We start from the raw sequence: 17,967 nt of genomic DNA, 5'->3' as shown, positions 1-17,967 counted from the left end.
GTTTACCTCGTGACAGACATCTTCGCCAAGCCGTTCGTAGAGACCAGACTGGAAAGCACCCGCCCCGCATTGAAATGGGGCGTGCCGGCCGCACTGGTTGTCCTGGCTACGCTGATGGGATGGTTCCTGATTGGAGGCACAGGCTTCAATCTCAACGATCCATTGGCCTACAACGGCGACGGTATGCTGATCCTCGCTCTGATCAAGCGCGTAATGGACGGGACGTGGCTCTTCCATTCCGACTTGATGGGAGCCCCGTTTGGGTCTTACCTGTACGACTATCCCATTCCAGACTCCGGAAGTCTTTTCGTCCTCAAATGGCTGGGACTGATGTCCGGCAGCCCTGCTGTCGCGCTCAATCTCTACTACCTTCTCGGTTTTCCAATCAACGCGCTCAGCGCGTATTTGGTTCTGAGAAAGCTTCGCGTCTCAATGGCGTTGAGTTTCGCGGGCGGCTTTGTCTTCACGATCCTGCCATTCCATTTCGAACGGGTCGGCCATCTTTTTTACACCTGGTATTTTGCCGCCCCGATTTTTGTCTGGTATGCATTCAAAATATATCGAGGCGAATACGCGCTTAGAACGGAGAAATCAGGCAGGCCGGTAGCGCACATCAAACACGCGCTGTTGCTTTTGGTGCTGTCATGCTTTGGTGTCTATTACTCATTTTTCGGCGTACTCACCTTTATCGTCGCTGGAATGATGCGATACCTCCGCATGCGTTCACTAGCGAGCATCTACGGCGCAGTGTTAGCCATCGTCATTGTGGCGTTCGGCATTGTCGCGAACGTCACACCGAACTTGATTGATCGTGTTCAGCATGGTGCCAATCATGAAACGGCAGCAAGATCACCGATCGAAGCCGAAATCTATGGCTTGAAGACCGTCCAACTTCTTCTCCCCCGTATCGGGCATCGTTTTGAGCCATTGGCTAAAGTGACGACGAAATACTCGGCGACGTTCCCGTTGGTCAACGAGAACATGACAGCATCGCTCGGATTCATTGGAAGTATCGGCTTTGTTGCGCTTTTGCTAAGTATTTTTGCACCACGAGCGCAACAGGACGAGAGGATCTTTCTCTTGGCTTCCGTAACCCTGGCGCTGCTGTTGTTTTGTTCGATTGGCGGGTTTTCTTCGCTTTTCGCGGTCTTGATTACGCCGATGATTCGGGCGTGGAACAGGGTAAGTGTTTTTATTGCGTTTACGTCGATTGCTGCGTCACTACTGATGCTTGAGCAACTCCTCGCTCGAGACTGGGCGAAACGCAACGCGGCACGCTGGACAACGCTTACGGCCCTCGGACTGTGTGCATTTGCTTACTGGGACCAAACAACCCCTAGCTGTGTGTCGTGTCTGCAGTCATCCAGCACCGATTTCAACAGCGATGCTCGTTTCGTAGCAGATATCGAAAAGCAAGTCCCCAAGGGCAGCACGATTTACCAGCTTCCATACGTCGGATTCCCGGAGGTGCCACCCGTCAACAACCTTGGGACGTACGACCTGGCTAGCGGTTATCTCCACTCAAAAGCGCTAGGGTGGAGTTGGGGGACGATGAAGGGGCGCCCAGGTGATCTGTTCTTCCGCGAAATGGCCAGCGAACCGATGGAGCAACAGATCGCCACTGCCCGCAAGCTTTGTTTTAGCGGTGTGTATCTCGATCGACGTGGGTATACCGATGGCGGCGCTGCGGTCGAAGCGCAGTTGCAGCAGATCTTGGGGAGACCGGCAGCCCTCGTAAGTGGAACAAAGCAGCAGGTGTTCTTTAATCTCGTTGATGGTCAGCACCCAGCCTGTGCGCTGCCGGCTGGGATCACACCCGATCAGATGATGGAGCACGCGAACCTCGTCGTCGACAATTCGGGCGTGAAGTACCATGCAGCTTTGTCGGACGGGATAAATTTTTCGCGCCCGGGTCTTCCAGATTTCCTGAAGCAACTCGACGGCTTGTCCGGCGTCGAACCTTGGGGACGTTGGTCGGACGCGTCCCTTGATCCCTCTGTTCGATTGCGATTCACTGATCCGCTCCCTGCACATTTCGTTTTGCATCTGCGGGCGCAAGGGTTTGGTCCGAATGTTGGTAAGCCGACGCGGGTAGCTGTGGGAAACGAGGTGCAATCCTTTATGCCAAGTGCTGCTCCGACCGACCAAGCGCTGTCGTTTAGCAATCCGAAGGGTGCAGATCTGATCACAATTACACCCGCGCAAGCTATCTCGCCGAAGGACCTGGGGACGAGTTCCGACGATCGTAGACTAGGGCTCGGCATGGAACAGCTATGGATTGAAACGGCGCCATAACCAAACGGTTGAGATGTTTTGCGTTGGTACTATCAACGTGACAGCGGCGCCTGACACCGGAACACCGCCTTCGATCTTTCGTATCACTGCGTTCTTCAATCAACAGGTTGTTGACACGCAGGCAGAGTGGAATGAGGATTCGCTCAGTGCCTACCCTAAACCCGAACGACCCCGAAGCCTTCCATGAGAACGCCCGGTCGTTCCGGGTATTAAGCACGATACCGCCGATGTCGACGCATACAAGCGTGCAGTCGCACATGTGCACACCATACGGACCTTCAATCGACGCGAAACGCACTCAGGAGAGTCGGGAACGCGGAGATTTACAATCATCCGTGGTTTACACTTGCGCCTCAATTTATCGAGGCACAACGCAATGAAGAAGGTGTCGTTTATTCTCCTCCCGTCCCTGGCGGTTATTTTGCTCCTGTGGTTTCCCTACGGATTCCACATGGGTGGGTTGATCGAGGAGTGGGGGTTGCTGTGGCTTTATGTCCAGCACGGAGCATTCTTCATTGCCGGCGCGGACAGCTTGATGCCTTCACATCAGATGCGGCCGTTCATGACGACACCATGGGCGATCGCTTTCTCAGTGGACCCGAATTCATGGTGGTTCTGGCACGTTGAACTGGCTCTCTCGCTGTTGATAAAAGGCGCGTCGATGACGTGGCTCGCCCTATACCTCACCGGATCTCGAAGACTGGCGATAGTCGCTGGAATGCTGCTCATGGTTTGGCCAGCCGACACCATGCAGATGGCATTCCGAGCGCTGAATATTGGACTCTCGGTCGGGCTGATTTTGCTTTCAGCCGCTTTGCTGATTGCGGCATATGCTGCTGAGCATCGCTCTCGCCGGGTATTACTGGCTATTGGTGCTGCGCTCTGTATTTTCGTTGGGTCTTGGATGTATGAGGTAACTCTGGTCCTCGCTCCACTCCCGTTCCTGGTTCTCTACGCCCGGCATGGCATCTCGACCACTCTCACGATAATGTACCGCCGAATCGGCGTAACATCCGCATGGCTTTTGGGGTGTCTCGTATGCCTGGCATACATCGCGAAGGTATTGCTGACTGCGACAGTCACCTATCAGCAATCGTTGACCGGCGACGAGCACCATGCGCTTGCGGCCGTCGAGTCCAACCTGCCTATGCTGTTCTCACACGGCTTTGTTCGCGCATTGCTTGGCAGTTGGGTCGATGCTCTGCGGATTCTCGTCCACGACGTTACGCATCCGGGATACATTGCGTTCGTCGCCGTGGTGTTCATCGTCCTTCTCGCGATGTCTCGAACCCTCAAGGTGCAACAGAACAGCCTGGTCGTCCGCACCCTGGCGATTGGCGCGATAGCGCTAGCGCTAGGCTACAGCCCTTTCCTGGTTTCCATTGCACATCTTTCCACGACGCAACGGACATTCATGTTTGCCGAGCCAGGGGCTGTCCTGATCTTTCTCGCGCTCCTGATTCTCATCGACCGTTTTCAGTCACTGGTCACTGCCGCGGTGAGCGTCATCTTGCTCGTCTTGGGGACCGTGCAGCAGTTGTATCAATTCGATGCTTATAACCGGTTGTACGAAAGTCAACGCACCGTTTTGCGATCGATCGTTTCTCAAATCAAAGGGTTTCAGCCAGGCAAGACTGTCGTCGTTCTGGACGATTCACAGCGACTCAACGGTACCTGGATGCTCGATGAACTGATGCCCAGCGCGCTCACGTATCTCACTGGCAAGCCGGTCGTAACTGCTATGGTTTGCCTTACGCCGCAAAACATCTGGGAAGTTCGCGATGGCCTGGGCCGTCAGGGCACCTGCATCGAAACCCCCGACAGCTGGATCTTCAGGTCGGCGAGCCCGGTGTCGGGGCCCGGTGTTCCGCTCACAAAGCAAAATCCCGATATCGTGATTTCAAAGTCCGATGTGATCGTCGCTCGAGTGCCGATCGATGTGCATGACCTGGACAATGTGTCCCTGTCCGGCCATGAAGCAACGTTAAACGCGAGTAACTGGCCCGTGCAATTGGATCTGTTTGGGAACAAGACGCCGTCCGCGTCCTATCACTGGGATTTCGGTCACCGGTGGGATGTCCCCGACGACTCGAGTCCTGGAGCAGGCTGGAGAAATCCAGAGTGGATTTACACTCCATTCAGACAGACCTCTGCCGCATGGACCAGCCTTCAGCAGTCGTCGTTGATATTCAACCTGCGACCAATCGCCAAGGACTATGAACTGGGCATCCAGACCGTAGGACATCGAGAAGGTGTCGAGGGGAAGATCGGGATTTCTGTGAACGGCGTCGCTATTCCGGTGGAATGGAATGGCGCTAGTGATCTGCGCGCGACGATACCGATGGGCGTACTGAAGTCCGGGGGGAATATGATCGAGATTGACTCTCCCCCCGCGATCGATTTCTACGGACTTTCGCTTTTTGTCGATCAGATCAACTTGGCGCCCAAACCATAACCGCGCGGTCGCATGCACCGCCATTCACCGGCGGTCGCGACCTCCTGGCCTGAGGCTGCGTCGATCTGGCCTGCCATTTTGAAATGCCGACGCGCTAAACAACGAAGCACTGCAGCGTGTCGGTGCGTCGTACAAAGTCGAAGAGCGGATCCAGGGCAAATCGCCCGATGAACGAATAGCCAAAGTGGCTCGGGCTGAACACATACATCTCACCCTACTCTCACTTAATCTTCAAAGTCTTTAACGCGACGCCTAGCAAACGAGCGTCTGGACCCATGCCGAGTTCTCCGGGCGATGTCGGCATTGGCGGAATCAACTCCAAGGAAGTAACCTTCTCGCCCTTCAAGTCGATTGGAACATGCGCATCAAACGGAGCAGGCATATCTATTTCCTTTTCGACGGAGCCAACAATCAGCTTGAGTTTCTTTCCCGTGTTTGGGCCAAATGGGACGCCTGACAACTCAAGGATAAAGTGATCGGGAAGTGGCTTCGTGAAGCTGATCACAACCGAGCGTGCAAGATTTGCATCCGACCATCGCCCTTGCTGTTCCGCGACGGACAGCCCCTGCAATCCGGCCACGAAATTCGGGATCTGGGCGGCGGCAGAAAAATCTATCCCGTCGGCCAGAGTTGCATTCGATCGGATACCAAATCGATCTACCGCATAACCGGCCCTAGACATTAACTGCTCCGCAGTCATCCCCTCGTCAGGTAGTGCGGCATGGTTTGGCAGCTTGAAGAAAACGACAACGCCGTCGGACCTCACAAGCGCTGGACCGGATCCCAGCAGACCCGTGAATCTGGCGATGATTGACTCACCACGGTCACTATAGCCTCGTCGGTCAATGTAGATGCCCGAGAAGCCCAGCTTCTCGATGACCTCCAGTTGCTTCTCAGGACTTTCTTTGGACAGAGCACGATAGAACAGATCACCTTCGCGACCCGCCATGCCGCCGAAACTCCAACGCAACTTCTCCGAATTAAAGAACGCAGTGCCCGGTTGATAAACACCCAGTTGGACCACCGGGGCAGACTCAGGGAATGCGATGTAAGGAAGTTGGTAGATTGCCGATCCCGGCGGCATCGTAGCTTCGATCTGCTCAACAAATGTTTTGTCTATCAAGGCCGCCTGAAATGCGGCATCGACCATAGGACGGTACGTTGCGGGCGTCTGATCCCACAAGCCAATGATCGTGATGCATCCCGCAACGATGGCCGGTCGCAGCGTGGATTTTCCTGAATTTCCATTGACCCGGGTCGATCCATTAATTAGTAATGCGAAGGCGAGTACCGCGCCAAATTCTATAAAGATGCTGATTCTGTCCCAGCCACGGATTAGTGGAGTGACGAAGATCGCAAAGAGAACGTTGAATCCGCCAACCGTCGATATCAGTAGCAAGGAAAGCACTACGACAGACGTAAGACCTAGCTTGGGGTTAACGCTTCTTCCTGATAAAGCTGCACCTGCGGCCAATATGATCGCAAAAAAACCTACCGTGCCGACAATCCCCAAAGAAGACGTGGTGTTCGATAGGGGGAAAGTCCCATCGTACGTTTTCGTGAACGAAGCAAGCGCGGCGATACGATGATCAGGCTGAGGCAATAGCAGATGCATGGTTTTAAGTGCATACATTTCGCTCTCGAAAGCATAGCGAGTCGCGACCTCCGGGTTCTTCCCGTGTACGAATCTGTCACCGATGTTGGGGAGAAGATTTATGAGAACGCCGGCTCCGATTGCACAGCAAAAGAGAACTGCGTTTATCAGAGGACGAAAGCTACGATTCCTGGAAGTGGCCATCAGCCCACATATAACCAGCACTATCATGCCAAAAAAAGCGTAGTACACTCCAAACGAACTCAGTATGGCCGCAACGCATATAAACGGGATGTATCGTCCTGGCTTGTTTAAATCCCAGTGCGTTTTTCCGAGAAAAAAGAGATTTTTCCCATAAAAAAAGAAAAGCGGTATCCCAAAATACCAGGTATAAAAATCATGCCCGTAAAATAGCCTTGAAAAATGAAATGGCGCAAAAGTAAATAAAATGGCGGACATTGCCGAGTAGCTCTTTTTGATTCCGAATGACCGAAATACAATAAAAGCCACGACAAACGCAGCAGGAAAACTGAGAAGCAAGTACAGGTCTACCGACGAGAACCCAGAATGTGTTAAAGCGCCAATAACCTTTAATATTACTAAGCTGCCGGAGTCCGAGTTAGGGTAGTCATATAAACTTGATCCAAAAGGGAAGCCACTTCGTGGGTTAGTAAACACCCATCCTTCGATCGCACGTTGAGCCAGCCATTGGATTAAAAGCCCATCTCCCGCAAAAACGTAAGGAAGTCGAATGTCAGGAACTATTCCGGCGGGCCACCCAAGCATAATCACGCTTGCAGCTTCGAACGAAAAAAATGCCCCTATGAGAACCCATTTCCAGTCTGACAAAAGATGCTGAGTGAGCGTTGTATTTTCAAAAACAACGGAATTATTTTTTTTCTGGAAATCGACGTCGATTGTCATTAGTGATGGTGGATCAGCTTTTTCTCAGGGTTTCAAACGCCCATCTTGGGGCTCAAGGTCGACACGCTAAGCGAACCAACGCCGACTCACGTACGGCCCACGCAGGCTGCGCAGAATAACGCGATCAAAAATCGCGAACCCACAGGCCGACATGGGCCTTCCCAGGGTGAATTTTCCTGCTTACTGTCACCCTCGTTGTCGAAGTACAGTTATCTGGCACGGAGCTGTGCATTTTTGTTCATTCCTATTAGGGTAGAGACCGAGCGCATGGAGCGAAAAGGAACTTCCTTCAAAATCCGTCGAGTACACCCCGAACAACAATAATCACAGTGCACACATCCACGAATATTAGCTCCGTTGAAACGAGCGTCCCTACCCCATCACCGCTAACGAAGACACAATCCCCTCATCGCGAAGCAATTCTTCAGTCGCTCCCCAACGTTTCATCTGTTGAACGAAGTAAGCCTTGGCGTTAGCCACTGGTCGAGCCATCTGGCTCAGGCGACTCATGTCCACAAGCTGTCGCGCATAGGTGTCCGCCGAATACGTCACCTTCGCCCAACTATAGGCGCGCTCACCAAGCTGCTCCCGCCGCTCCGGTTCGGAACAAAGCTGCTCAAGAGCAGAACGGATATTGGCGACCTCGTCCCCATGCGCGATCTTCACGACGCAATCATTCGGGATCTCAGCGTAAAACCCTGTATCCGTCACCATCGTAGGCTTGCGATACAACATGGATTCGATTGCCGAAGCAGAGCCTCCCTCAAGGCTAGGCCAGCGCAAACAGCTCATCGCGTCGGCAGCGGCAACGGCATGCGCAAGCGTCTCATCATCAACCTCGCCGGAAATAAGCAGGTTCACGCGCAGTGAATTCGCCAAGCGAGACAGCTCCAGCACCATCTCCGGATTGATATGGCCCACCAACCTATACACCACGTTCGCGCGCAACATCGGACTTGAGGCAATCGCACGAATCACCTGATCCGCCCGTTTGTTGCGATTGATATAGCCAATCGTGAGCAGATTCAAGCGCCCGGGGTACTTGGTCACTTGACTCGCCGTCGATAAAGGGATGCCCGGAGCATCGTAAGCCAGCGGCACGACACGTACCGGCCCGTCGCAAGCGGCGGCCACACGAGGCGTTCCCCAGCGGCTGTGCGTAATCACACCCAGCGCTTGAGACGCAATCCACTCACTCATGGGCGCTATATCCCTTGTTCCCTCAATAAACGCCGAATTATTCGGGAACTTGAAAAATCTGTTCGCGACATCACTGCCATACAACTGTCGAAGCAACACACCTGCATGCGCCAAATCGCGTTGCGCCCATTCGTAAAAAATATGACCTAGGAAAAAATCGTGAAGACACACCACGCCTGGAAGTTTCGGCAACCACGTAAGGCACCCCTCATGAAACGGATAGTTGTCCCCTACTTGATAAACGATCAGGTCAGCGGTAGCCGCGGCATTCAACACACCCTGCTCATCGTCCCAACGAATGACGTCTGTTCCAAAATCGCGGAGAGCGGTATTGGCAGGGTTCTCTCGCAACACCCTGCTTTCGGTTCGAACGATGGCAACGTCATGCCCTTGTGAGCCAAGTGCTTGCGTGACGAGGCATGCCATGCGACCAATTGCCGACGCCTTGATGACCGGAGTGAAAATAAGCACCTTCATCGCAGCAACGTCTCCACTGTATTGGGCCAATTGATGCCGAAGCTGTTCCACAGCTCACGTGCCGCCGCGCCGTATTTACGCGTTACCGCCATGTCGGCATAGACTGCACTCAACGCATCCGCCAGCGACGACGCGGCCGGCTCTGCCACCCACCCCGTTTCGCGATGCTTGGCCACACCAAGCACGCCACCACTGTCGTTGGTCGTGATCAGCGCCTTGCCTGCCGTTGCCGCTTCAGTTGCTACATAGCTGAGCGAGTCTTCATCAAACGGCAGGTACGCGACGGCCGCGGCATTGTTCAGGTAATCCGCATAGGTCTGGCGCGGGAGGAACCGAAGATCCAGCTTCACACGATCGGACAATCCCATCCGCGCAATCATTTCCCGCAGGCGATCGCCATCAGCTTCACTATCCGGGGGACCCGCAATGAGCAGTTTCACTTTCGAACTGGCTTGACGCATTGCTTCGAGTAGCAAATGCTGGCGCTTCATGCCATTCACCCGGCCAGCGGCAAAAATGTAGTCACCGTTCGAGCGATCAGTGACATTGCCCGTGAACAACGCGGGATCATTGATCGGTGGAATCAGCACTTGGGCATCGAAGCCATTGTATTTTTTGAGGCGCTGCCGAGTCACTTCCGAAATGCAAAACAGGCGCTTGCTTTCAGTCAATGTCTCGTTGTCGGCATTGCGAATCAAGGCGCGCAAATCCTCTCCAGTTTGTCCTGGGGGAAGATTCGTGTGCCCGGCATCAAACAGGTCATATGCTTGGCGATATTGATGTATCAGCCAAAGCGTCTTATTAGGATGACGAATGTAAAAGGCAGGAAATTTCAACGCGATCACGTGATCGACGTTCCAGAGTTCGAAAGCACGGACCATCATCATCTGAGACGGTATCCGTGTTGCGGGCTCCCATTGAAAGGGAATCCGCAAAATTTCCGAGTCGTGCCCGGCGATGATCAGGTTCTTTTGCAGATTGGCTGCAAGTTCTTCGGCGCCACCCCAAACGAACGGCGCCATATTGTTTACGATGAGTACCTTCACGCCAGCAGCCTTTTCAAGACATGGGACCAGGAAATATGGATTTCGTCCAGGCGCTTGAGTGCGTTGGCGCCCATCGTCGCAGCCAGTGCCCTATCCAGATAGAGCTTGTCCATCGCCATCGCCAGACTTTGTGCTGTCGGCTCCGCAATAAAGCCGTTGACGCCGTCCTGGACGAGTTCAAGGACACCGCCTGAATCGGTCACCGTAATGATGGCCTTGGAGGCATGACTCGCCTCCACGCTAGGATAGCCATACGAGTCTTCGTCCTCCGGCAGATAAGCCGTCGCAAGACAGTCAGCAAAATACTCGACTTTCTCGTCCTCGGTAATCCACCGATAGTCCAAAGTCACACGATCTTCGACACCAAGCTCAGCCATGCGGCGCTTCAGTTCGTTCGGATATCCGTCACTGGAACTTGACCCGCACAAACGCAAACGGACCGGCGTCTTCGTGAACTCCATTGCGTCAACCAGCAAGTGCTGGCGCTTGTGATGCTCCAGCCGGCAGATGCAAACAATCTCGTCGTTGTATTCGCGGCAGTGGTATCGCTCCGATTCAAACACCGGCGGATAGAGAATTTCGCTGTCCACACCATTGAAGTGCTTCAATCGCTCCGTGACCACTCGCGAATTCGTGAAGATATGCTTTGCTTCGCGCAAGGCCGCAGTGTCTGCCTCGTGCAGTGCAGCGCGAAGACCCCGGTGCTTTTCGTCATCCGGACATCCACGGTAGAGCGGGTTATCCCAAAGATCGTAAAACGAACGGATATGATGAATAAACCAAAGGATCTTGTGCGGATGTTGAATCAGATGCGCCTGCGGGCGAAAGCAGATCACGCGATCTGCTGACGACACGTCCACCCACCGCAACGCTGCCATTTGCTGAAAAAGCAGATCGGGCACATCGATTTGCGGCAAATAGATCCGCTCGACCTGATGCCCTTCCTTTTCCAACATGGCTTGTAACCATTCAACGATGTTTCTGGCACCGCCATAGATGAATGGTACAAACGTCGAAACCAATGCGATTTTCATGCTTCGAGGAGCGCCTTTTTAAGGCTCGCAGCAACGCGTTCTACGTCCTGTTTCGTCAGAGCCTGATGAGTCGGCAAATTAATGCCGCGTGCCGCCCACAAATCGGCGACCGGATACACGTTATCCTCTTTATATGGCGGAAGGATGTGCATCGGGTAAAAGACCGGGCGCGTTTCAATACCCACCTGGTCGAGGTTTCGCATAACGGCATCGCGGCGCGCAGCATCACCTTCACGCAGGAAAATGTTGTACATCCAGTGGACCTGCTTGATCCAGGCTGAGCCCTTCGGCAAGATGATCTGATCTGCGAGTTCCGCCAACGCTTCCGCGTACCAACTCGCCAACAGCGCACGATCGGCCAATGACTTCTCGATCGTTTCCATCTGCGCAAGACCAATGGCCGCCTGGATATTCGTCATGCGGTAGTTGTACCCAACTACCGGAAACCAGTAACGCCGGGCAAGGTCCATTCCCTGGCCGCGGAAAAGGCGGAGCTTTTGCGCCAGCGCGTCGTCGTTAGTTGTCACCATGCCGCCTTCGCCAGTCGTGACAATCTTGTTGCCAAAAAAGCTGAACGTCGCACACGTGCCCATGGAACCGACTTTGCGACCTGAAACTTCCGCACCGTGCGCTTCCGCCGCGTCTTCGACCACCCACAAGCCATGCTTGCGAGCGATCCCGTTTATGGCTTCCATCTCTGCCGGATGTCCATAAAGGTGCACGGGAATAATACCCTTGGTCTTCGCAGTGATTTTACGTTCGATCTCTGCCGGATCGATATTCATTGTGTCTGCCTGAACGTCGACTAGTACCGGCGTGGCACCGCAATATCGCACAGCATTTGCGGTAGCAATGTAGGTAACGGTCGGAATAATCACCTCATCACCCGGCTGCAAGTCGAGCGCGACAAGCGCGAGGTGAAGCGCAGTCGTGCCGTTGTTCGTCGCAATTGCGTGTTTGACGCCGCAGAACGTGGCAAACGTCTCTTCGAAAGCACCTATATATTTGCCGACAGACGAAATCCAATTCGTGTCCAGACAGTCCAACACATATTTGCGCTCGTTGCCATTCAGCACTGGTTGCGCGACAGAAATCCGATCCATGGTCACCCTCGTAACTTTTAACTTGTAACCTATTAGCTTGGCCGCACAGATACGGCCTGGCCGATTTATGCACTATTTTATCAATCGAGCTGGAACACCGACAACGGTCCTTCCATGGTCTATATCGGATATCACGACCGCACCTGCACCGACCGTGACATTAGTACCGATATGAATCCCTGGAATCACCCGGGTCCCTACTCCCAAGAAACTCAGATCGCCGACTTTGACATTGCCCGCCAATCCGCATTGGGGTGCTATATGCACCCCCTCGCCAATTGCGCAATCGTGATCGACAGTCGCACCGGTATTCACGATCGAAAGAGCGCCGATCGACGCCTCCGCATTAATGACCGCTCCTGCCATGACTGCGACGCCTGCTCCCAACCTGACAGATGGAGAGACGACGGCGCTGGGGTGTATGGCATTGGTTAGCTGATATCCCATATCCATCGCGAGCCCCCCCAACCGCCCTCTCAGCCGGTTCGATCCAATTGCGATAAAAGCCATTTCATAACCTTCATCGCGCAGGCGCTTCAGGTTTTCATCACCAGCCAAAATAGGCACGCCCACACACAGTTCGCAATCGCTCGCTTCCCCTATGCAGTAATCCACTTGCTTACCCATGGCCCGCAAGCTTTCTATACACACTTTCGCGTGCCCACCCGCCCCTACTACAACGATTCCTTTTTCCATAGGATCAGTCCAGTCTGGCCCAGGCGCTGGAGCCGGGACGCGCGAAGAACAGGTTGACGCTTTCCGCAGCCGCCAATTGATCAATGGAGATATCTTCTAACTCGCCAGTTTCGAGACCGATCGCCTTATAAGTCAAACCGAGATCAGTGAACGCAGCGAGCCATTGCTCGATTGAATGACCCACCCGCTTCAGGTGGGACGGACCAAATTCGACGATGTACGCCATATCAGGATTATTCGCTTCAAGCGCTCTGGCACCTTGAATGACATGCAACTCAGCACCTTCCGCATCAATCTTTATCAGCGAAACTTTCTGGCCCGGAGGCAGCGCTTCGTCCAGCGTAACGGTTGGAATGGTGATTTGCCTGGCTGAATAACCTTCGGGCAAGTCGAGCGAAAAGATGGAATGGTGCCCGCTATTCGCACCGAGGAAGAGGGTGGTCTCGCCGCTTACATTCGAAACTGCGGCGGAGCCAATCTGAATCATATGGTTCAGCCCATTGATCCAGAATGACCGCTCCAAAAGGTTACGAGTCTGCGGGAACGGTTCGAAGGCAAAGATTCGGCCTTCGCCTCGCAAGGCCCGCGCTGCCGCGAGCGACATAAGGCCCAGATGCGCACCTACGTCGACGAAGACGTCGCCAGGCTTCAGAAAGCGCTCAATCAATACCCGAGTTCCGAACTCAAGTTCGCCAGTCTCCAACAGGCAAGCGAGCACTGCATGGTCGGAGTCAGCACAAAGCACATAGCCTACCGCTGTCTTGACAAGCACAACTCCATTCTCGCCGTGCACCGCTGTGCGCCGTGCGGCGATATGCCCGAGATGCTCGATACGGTCCAAGCGAATGAACGTACTTGCTGTGTGAGCTTCCAGCTGCTGAGCGTACCCTTCCAATTGATGAGTGTGATCTATCGCTAGCTGTTCATAAACTTCTAACTGACGGGCGCGCGCCTCTGATTCCTGAGCGTAAGTTTCCAACTGACGAGCACGAGCTTCAGATTCCTCAGCGCACGCTTCCAACTGATGAACACGAGCCTCTGATAGCAGAGCGTGAGCTTCCAGTTGATGGGCGCGAGCCTCCGATTGCTGGGCATACGCTTCCAACTTATGCGCCTGCGCTTTCAATTGAAGGGCATGCGCTTCTAACTGCTCTTTGGACGTTTTATCGTTGAAGGCTTCGCGGAGGTCAGCAGCCGTGGTCAAGGCGGTGCGTAACACATCGTCCCGCACCGACTCACGCGCAAATTGAATCGCCTGATGTAGATCGGAAAACGAAACTTGTGCTTCCTGTCGCTCGGTGACGTGCCAATGGTGCGCGTTGCTCAGGACCTCAGTTTGCACGCTCGCTGCCGTCTTCTGGAGCACTTCGAGTCCTAGCGCGTGCGTATGGCGAATCTCGTGTAACAGCTCGGCGCGCACGCTATGAACCACGTCTTTCAGGTTAACAAGGTCACCCCGCACGCTAACAAAGTCATCCCGTATGCGCTGCGTTGAAACAAGAGAACGGTTTAACTCGTCCTGGAAACCTTGAATCAAATAACGCCGGGTCCGAAATGCGAGCGGTCGAAGAACCGGAAGAGCCATTCTGTAAGCAATTTGAGCAATTCTTCTGCCTATGCGTTTCAGCAAGGACGGTTTCCCCACCTGAGCTGGGCGATGGGTTTCAGCCATTTACTTTCGCCTCCACGCCAAAGTAAGCATCCAGGATAGTTTGCGGATCACCATCCATTTTGACTTTGCCGTGCTCTAGCCAGATCACGCGATTGCACGTGTGCGTGATGAGCTCTCGCGAATGCGATGCGATCACCAGGATGTTGGTTGCCTTGACCAATTCCGTCATGCGCTGCTCCGCCTTGTGCTTGAAACCCTCGTCGCCGACTGACAGCCATTCGTCCATCAGCAAAATTTCGGGACGCACAATGGTCGACACGGCAAACGCCAATCGCAAGTGCATGCCGGTCGAATATGTACGCATCGGCATATCGACGAAATCTCCTAACTCGGAGAAATCAATTATCTCGTCGATCTGCTTCTTGATGTGCGCACGCGGCATGCCCAACAACGCTCCACGCATGAAAATGTTTTCACGACCAGTCGCTTCGGGATCAGTGCCTAGTGAAATATCGATCAACGAACCGATTTCGCCCTCGATACGGGCACTTCCAGATGATGGCTCGTACACGCCGCCGAGCAGCCGCAACAATGTACTCTTGCCGGCGCCATTATGACCGAGCAGGCCTACACGGTCACCGTCATGCAAGGTGAAACTCAAACCCTCGAGCGCACGAACCACGACGCGGCCATCCTTGTCTGCCCCGATTTGCCCTCCTGTCGCGACCTGCATCAGTCTTTTCTTCAGCGACCTGCCATTTGCGTTGTAAATTGCAAAATCAACGCACACGTTCTCAAATTCGATAAATGCCATAGTTTCCGTCTTGGTTACAGCCAGTAAGCGATGCGCCGCTTATAACGCCCGTAAAGCGCAATTGCGATTAGCCAACCCACCAAAGCCATCGCACAGGCAACGACCCAATTTATCGTTGTAGGAAAATCGCCCAGCAGCGGGGCACGAACAATTTCCAACAGGTGATATACCGGATTCAAGTCGAGTAAATACAGGCCCGCCGCCTTAGGTAGATTTTTTGGCATCCACATAATCGGTGTCAAATAAAACACCACTTGGAGAACGCTTCCGACAATTTGCGCAAGATCGCGATATCGTGCGCAAAGGAGAGCGAGAATCAACGCGATCCAGGTCAGATTAACCAGTAATAACAAAAAACCCGGAATGGCGAGAAAAGCTGTCCAATACAGAGGCTTCCCGACTGCCAGCAAGATAATGGGAAAGATGACAATGTTATGCCCAAGAATTAATATATTCCGCCAGATCATTCGAAGGATGTGAACGAACAACGGAATGGGCAACTGCTTGATAATCCCTTCAGCGGCAATGAAACCAGTACAACCCTCTGTAATAACCGTCGAGATAAAACCCCACAAGATAATACCGATCGCAATGAACGGCAGGAATTCCGTCATCGGGGATTTGAAGATGGTGCCGAACACGATGCCGATCGTGCCGATCATCACCCCCATGCTGATGGTCAGCCAGAGTGGCCCAAGGGCGGAGCGCCGATAACGCTGGCGAACATCCTGCCAGCCTAGCATTCCGACCAGCGAATAACGTCGCGTCGCTGCCGCGATATCCGACAACGCGCTTACAGTGGGGCTCTTGCGCATATAAAGCAAATTCTCGAAAAAAGTTCCACGATTTTAGACGGGGACGGGGTTGCGGTCCACCTACTTTGTTGACGAACTGTGCATTGGTATCGCAATACGAACCCTTCGATCAGTAGCCACGATCGGCTAGCTACGACCTGGGCAGCGCAAATCGGCAGATCTTGCGCGCATCAGACGAAATTTCCATGAAGGACTTGATGCGGCGCGCGATTGCCCAACGGATCAACACGCTGCGTCAGGCCCTAAGGATAGATGTCGCCAGACACTCGAAATCGATAAAAATCTCAGCCATTTGGTTGACAATTACCTACAACTTGTAACGGCCCTCACTCCGGACGGGCTGAACCTGGAGATCCCTGCAACGCAAATCGGCTCAGCCAGCGGATTACCTCCCGCATTTATTCTTCACACCGTGCGTCGGATTGAAATGATCAAGATTTCAGAAAATTTACCTCATCAAGCCGATTTTCATTGCAGCAGTAGTCTTTGCTTGCTTGTATTTCCCGCAGTGCTCGTACTGAGATCAGTACAGACCCTATAAAGCGCTCATTTGTTCCCCGAGCTGAAACTTCGGTTTATTCAGGATTAATTACGAGGGAAGAACGCGATACAAGCAGCTACTCCGATCACTTCTGTCATCGAAATAATCTGAAACATTTAATCAATACATCTTTAAAAAAAATTTTGCAGTCGTGGGCAATTTCAGCTATCTTTACAAAACGTCAGGAAGTGATATAGCACGGCACCATCTTCTTGCAACAGATCGAATTCAGCAGATACATAATATTGCTTACAGAACTTTTCACGCATTAACAATTTTTTTGATACGACGGAAATTTAACCAAAGATCAATTTTGTTTTGCCAGAGGAAAGTAGCGTCCGGAACCCCGGCTCAGGAAACATCCTCGTCAGTGCTTCGCATGTTAGGTCGCTCATGCCCGAGAGTGGCGCATTGTTTGCTCTCCGATCGGTGTAGGAAGTGGTTGCGCGGTGGCCTAAGTAATCGGGGGATACAAAATGTTACGGCACCTCTTAGGCACTTTCCTACATAGTGCTTCGTTAGATCAGTTTTCTTACATGTTGTAATTGTGTATTCGTAGAGCACGCCCCAACAAAGTTATTAAATTTTCTTCACGCCACGAGGGTACCTGGATTTGCCGACTGTATGTACTTCGTCAGGAATTGACAGATTCGCTGCGCACTCTGGACCCTCAATCCGCAAAGCGTCCGAAGTAGGAACAATTATGGAAACAACCCCTCGCGCGTGCGACGACGAGCGTGCGTCGCCCGCTGTCAACCTCGTCAGACAGCCAACGGCCGTCACACGGCTTCAGCGTGAGCAGAAGAACGGTCATCGGGGCGCTGTCGTCTGGCTAACCGGCTTGCCCGGTTCAGGTAAATCGACGATTGCACAAACTACCGAAGGGATCCTTTACGATCTCGGCTTCCAGACGGTGACCCTTGACGGCGACAACATCCGCCTCGGCTTATGCGCTGACCTGGGTTTTTCGGATGCTGATCGAAATGAAAATGTTCGTAGAGTTGCGGAAACCGCAAAGCTCTTTCTCGACCAGGGCTTCGTTGTGATCGTCGCCCTGGTTTCGCCCGTTCGCCAAGCTCGTGAGCAAATCAAGCAGTTAATTCCGCCGGACGATTTTTTGGAAATCTACTGCAGTTGTCCACTGTCCGTATGCCAGAAGCGCGATCCTAAAGGCCACTATGCAAGGGCCAAACGGGGCGAAATCGCGAACTTCACGGGCTTCTCGTCTCTGTACGAGGAACCACTTGAGCCGGCCTTATTGCTGAATACTGACACGCAGGATGTGGAAGAGTCAGTGCGCCGGTTAACCGAGCTTGTACGTGAGAAATGTGAGGCATTCGTCGTATCGCGTTAAATCGACG

12 protein-coding genes are annotated in these 17,967 nt (G+C 53.3%); 3 read left to right on the top strand and 9 right to left on the bottom strand.

Annotated elements, in window-relative coordinates; translation table 11 throughout:
• Nucleotides 1-9: 9 nt before the first annotated feature.
• Together ABH944_RS20290 and ABH944_RS20285 are read left to right on the top strand one after the other, a co-directional pair.
• On the top strand, nt 10-2,295 hold the full coding sequence (locus ABH944_RS20290) for a DUF7024 domain-containing protein (RefSeq protein WP_404609569.1): 2,286 nt from the start codon (nt 10-12) through the stop codon (nt 2,293-2,295).
• Nucleotides 2,296-2,671: 376 nt separating this feature from the next.
• A complete protein-coding gene (locus ABH944_RS20285) occupies nt 2,672-4,750 on the top strand; it encodes a hypothetical protein (RefSeq protein WP_404609570.1) in 2,079 nt (692 codons plus the stop codon).
• Nucleotides 4,751-4,970: 220 nt separating this feature from the next.
• Here the strand turns inward: ABH944_RS20285 and ABH944_RS20280 are convergent, their stop codons facing one another.
• From ABH944_RS20280 to ABH944_RS20240, 9 genes are all read right to left on the bottom strand, one after another.
• Entirely contained in the window at nt 4,971-7,268 is a 2,298-nt protein-coding gene (locus ABH944_RS20280; RefSeq protein ID WP_404609571.1) for a DUF7024 domain-containing protein, read from the bottom strand.
• Nucleotides 7,269-7,640: 372 nt separating this feature from the next.
• Entirely contained in the window at nt 7,641-8,945 is a 1,305-nt protein-coding gene (locus ABH944_RS20275; protein ID WP_404609572.1) for a glycosyltransferase family 4 protein, read from the bottom strand.
• Nucleotides 8,942-9,991: a glycosyltransferase family 4 protein gene (locus ABH944_RS20270; protein ID WP_404609573.1), complete on the bottom strand. Its 1,050-nt coding sequence runs from the start codon at nt 9,989-9,991 to the stop codon at nt 8,942-8,944. The genes ABH944_RS20275 and ABH944_RS20270 overlap by 4 nt, the downstream gene beginning before the upstream one ends.
• Entirely contained in the window at nt 9,988-11,025 is a 1,038-nt protein-coding gene (locus tag ABH944_RS20265) for a glycosyltransferase family 4 protein (RefSeq protein WP_404609574.1), read from the bottom strand. Before ABH944_RS20265 ends, ABH944_RS20270 begins: the two co-directional genes overlap by 4 nt.
• Nucleotides 11,022-12,128 carry a DegT/DnrJ/EryC1/StrS family aminotransferase gene (locus ABH944_RS20260; RefSeq protein ID WP_404609575.1) on the bottom strand — a complete coding sequence of 369 codons (1,107 nt, stop codon included), beginning with the start codon at nt 12,126-12,128 and terminating at the stop codon, nt 11,022-11,024. Before ABH944_RS20260 ends, ABH944_RS20265 begins: the two co-directional genes overlap by 4 nt.
• Before the next feature lie 72 nt (nt 12,129-12,200).
• Complete coding sequence (locus ABH944_RS20255) at nt 12,201-12,824, bottom strand: acetyltransferase (protein WP_404609576.1); 624 nt, start codon at nt 12,822-12,824, stop codon at nt 12,201-12,203.
• A gap of 4 nt (nt 12,825-12,828) precedes the next feature.
• The gene (locus tag ABH944_RS20250) at nt 12,829-14,496 is read right to left on the bottom strand and encodes an FkbM family methyltransferase (RefSeq protein WP_404609577.1); all 1,668 of its coding nucleotides are present in this window, start codon (nt 14,494-14,496) and stop codon (nt 12,829-12,831) included.
• The gene (locus tag ABH944_RS20245; RefSeq protein ID WP_404609578.1) at nt 14,489-15,250 is read right to left on the bottom strand and encodes an ABC transporter ATP-binding protein; all 762 of its coding nucleotides are present in this window, start codon (nt 15,248-15,250) and stop codon (nt 14,489-14,491) included. Before ABH944_RS20245 ends, ABH944_RS20250 begins: the two co-directional genes overlap by 8 nt.
• Before the next feature lie 14 nt (nt 15,251-15,264).
• Nucleotides 15,265-16,065 (bottom strand): ABC transporter permease, encoded by an 801-nt coding sequence (locus ABH944_RS20240; protein WP_404609579.1) that lies wholly within the window; start codon nt 16,063-16,065, stop codon nt 15,265-15,267.
• A 1,244-nt stretch (nt 16,066-17,309) separates the two neighbouring features.
• Here ABH944_RS20240 and cysC point away from each other — a divergent pair.
• Nucleotides 17,310-17,960 (top strand): adenylyl-sulfate kinase, encoded by a 651-nt coding sequence (gene cysC, locus ABH944_RS20235; RefSeq protein WP_404609580.1) that lies wholly within the window; start codon nt 17,310-17,312, stop codon nt 17,958-17,960.
• Nucleotides 17,961-17,967 lie beyond the last annotated feature (7 nt).

Origin of the sequence: Caballeronia udeis, assembly GCF_044909315.1 — a bacterium.
GTDB classification, from domain to species: Bacteria; Pseudomonadota; Gammaproteobacteria; order Burkholderiales; family Burkholderiaceae; genus Caballeronia; species Caballeronia udeis_A.
Note: the sequence above shows the minus strand (reverse complement) of the source record. Positions and strands in the feature narration are given on the sequence as shown.

Excerpts from the sequence above, each read along its gene's own strand:
- ABH944_RS20265 (WP_404609574.1), bottom strand. The coding sequence starts at position 11,025 with ATGAAAATCGCATTGGTTTCGACGTTTGTACCATTCATCTATGGCGGT.
- ABH944_RS20275 (WP_404609572.1), bottom strand. The coding sequence starts at position 8,945 with ATGAAGGTGCTTATTTTCACTCCGGTCATCAAGGCGTCGGCAATTGGT.
- ABH944_RS20240 (WP_404609579.1), bottom strand. The coding sequence starts at position 16,065 with ATGCGCAAGAGCCCCACTGTAAGCGCGTTGTCGGATATCGCGGCAGCG.
- ABH944_RS20245 (WP_404609578.1), bottom strand. The coding sequence starts at position 15,250 with ATGGCATTTATCGAATTTGAGAACGTGTGCGTTGATTTTGCAATTTAC.
- ABH944_RS20280 (WP_404609571.1), bottom strand. The coding sequence starts at position 7,268 with ATGACAATCGACGTCGATTTCCAGAAAAAAAATAATTCCGTTGTTTTT.
- cysC (WP_404609580.1), top strand. The coding sequence starts at position 17,310 with ATGGAAACAACCCCTCGCGCGTGCGACGACGAGCGTGCGTCGCCCGCT.
- ABH944_RS20285 (WP_404609570.1), top strand. The coding sequence starts at position 2,672 with ATGAAGAAGGTGTCGTTTATTCTCCTCCCGTCCCTGGCGGTTATTTTG.
- ABH944_RS20260 (WP_404609575.1), bottom strand. The coding sequence starts at position 12,128 with ATGGATCGGATTTCTGTCGCGCAACCAGTGCTGAATGGCAACGAGCGC.
- ABH944_RS20250 (WP_404609577.1), bottom strand. The coding sequence starts at position 14,496 with ATGGCTGAAACCCATCGCCCAGCTCAGGTGGGGAAACCGTCCTTGCTG.
- ABH944_RS20255 (WP_404609576.1), bottom strand. The coding sequence starts at position 12,824 with ATGGAAAAAGGAATCGTTGTAGTAGGGGCGGGTGGGCACGCGAAAGTG.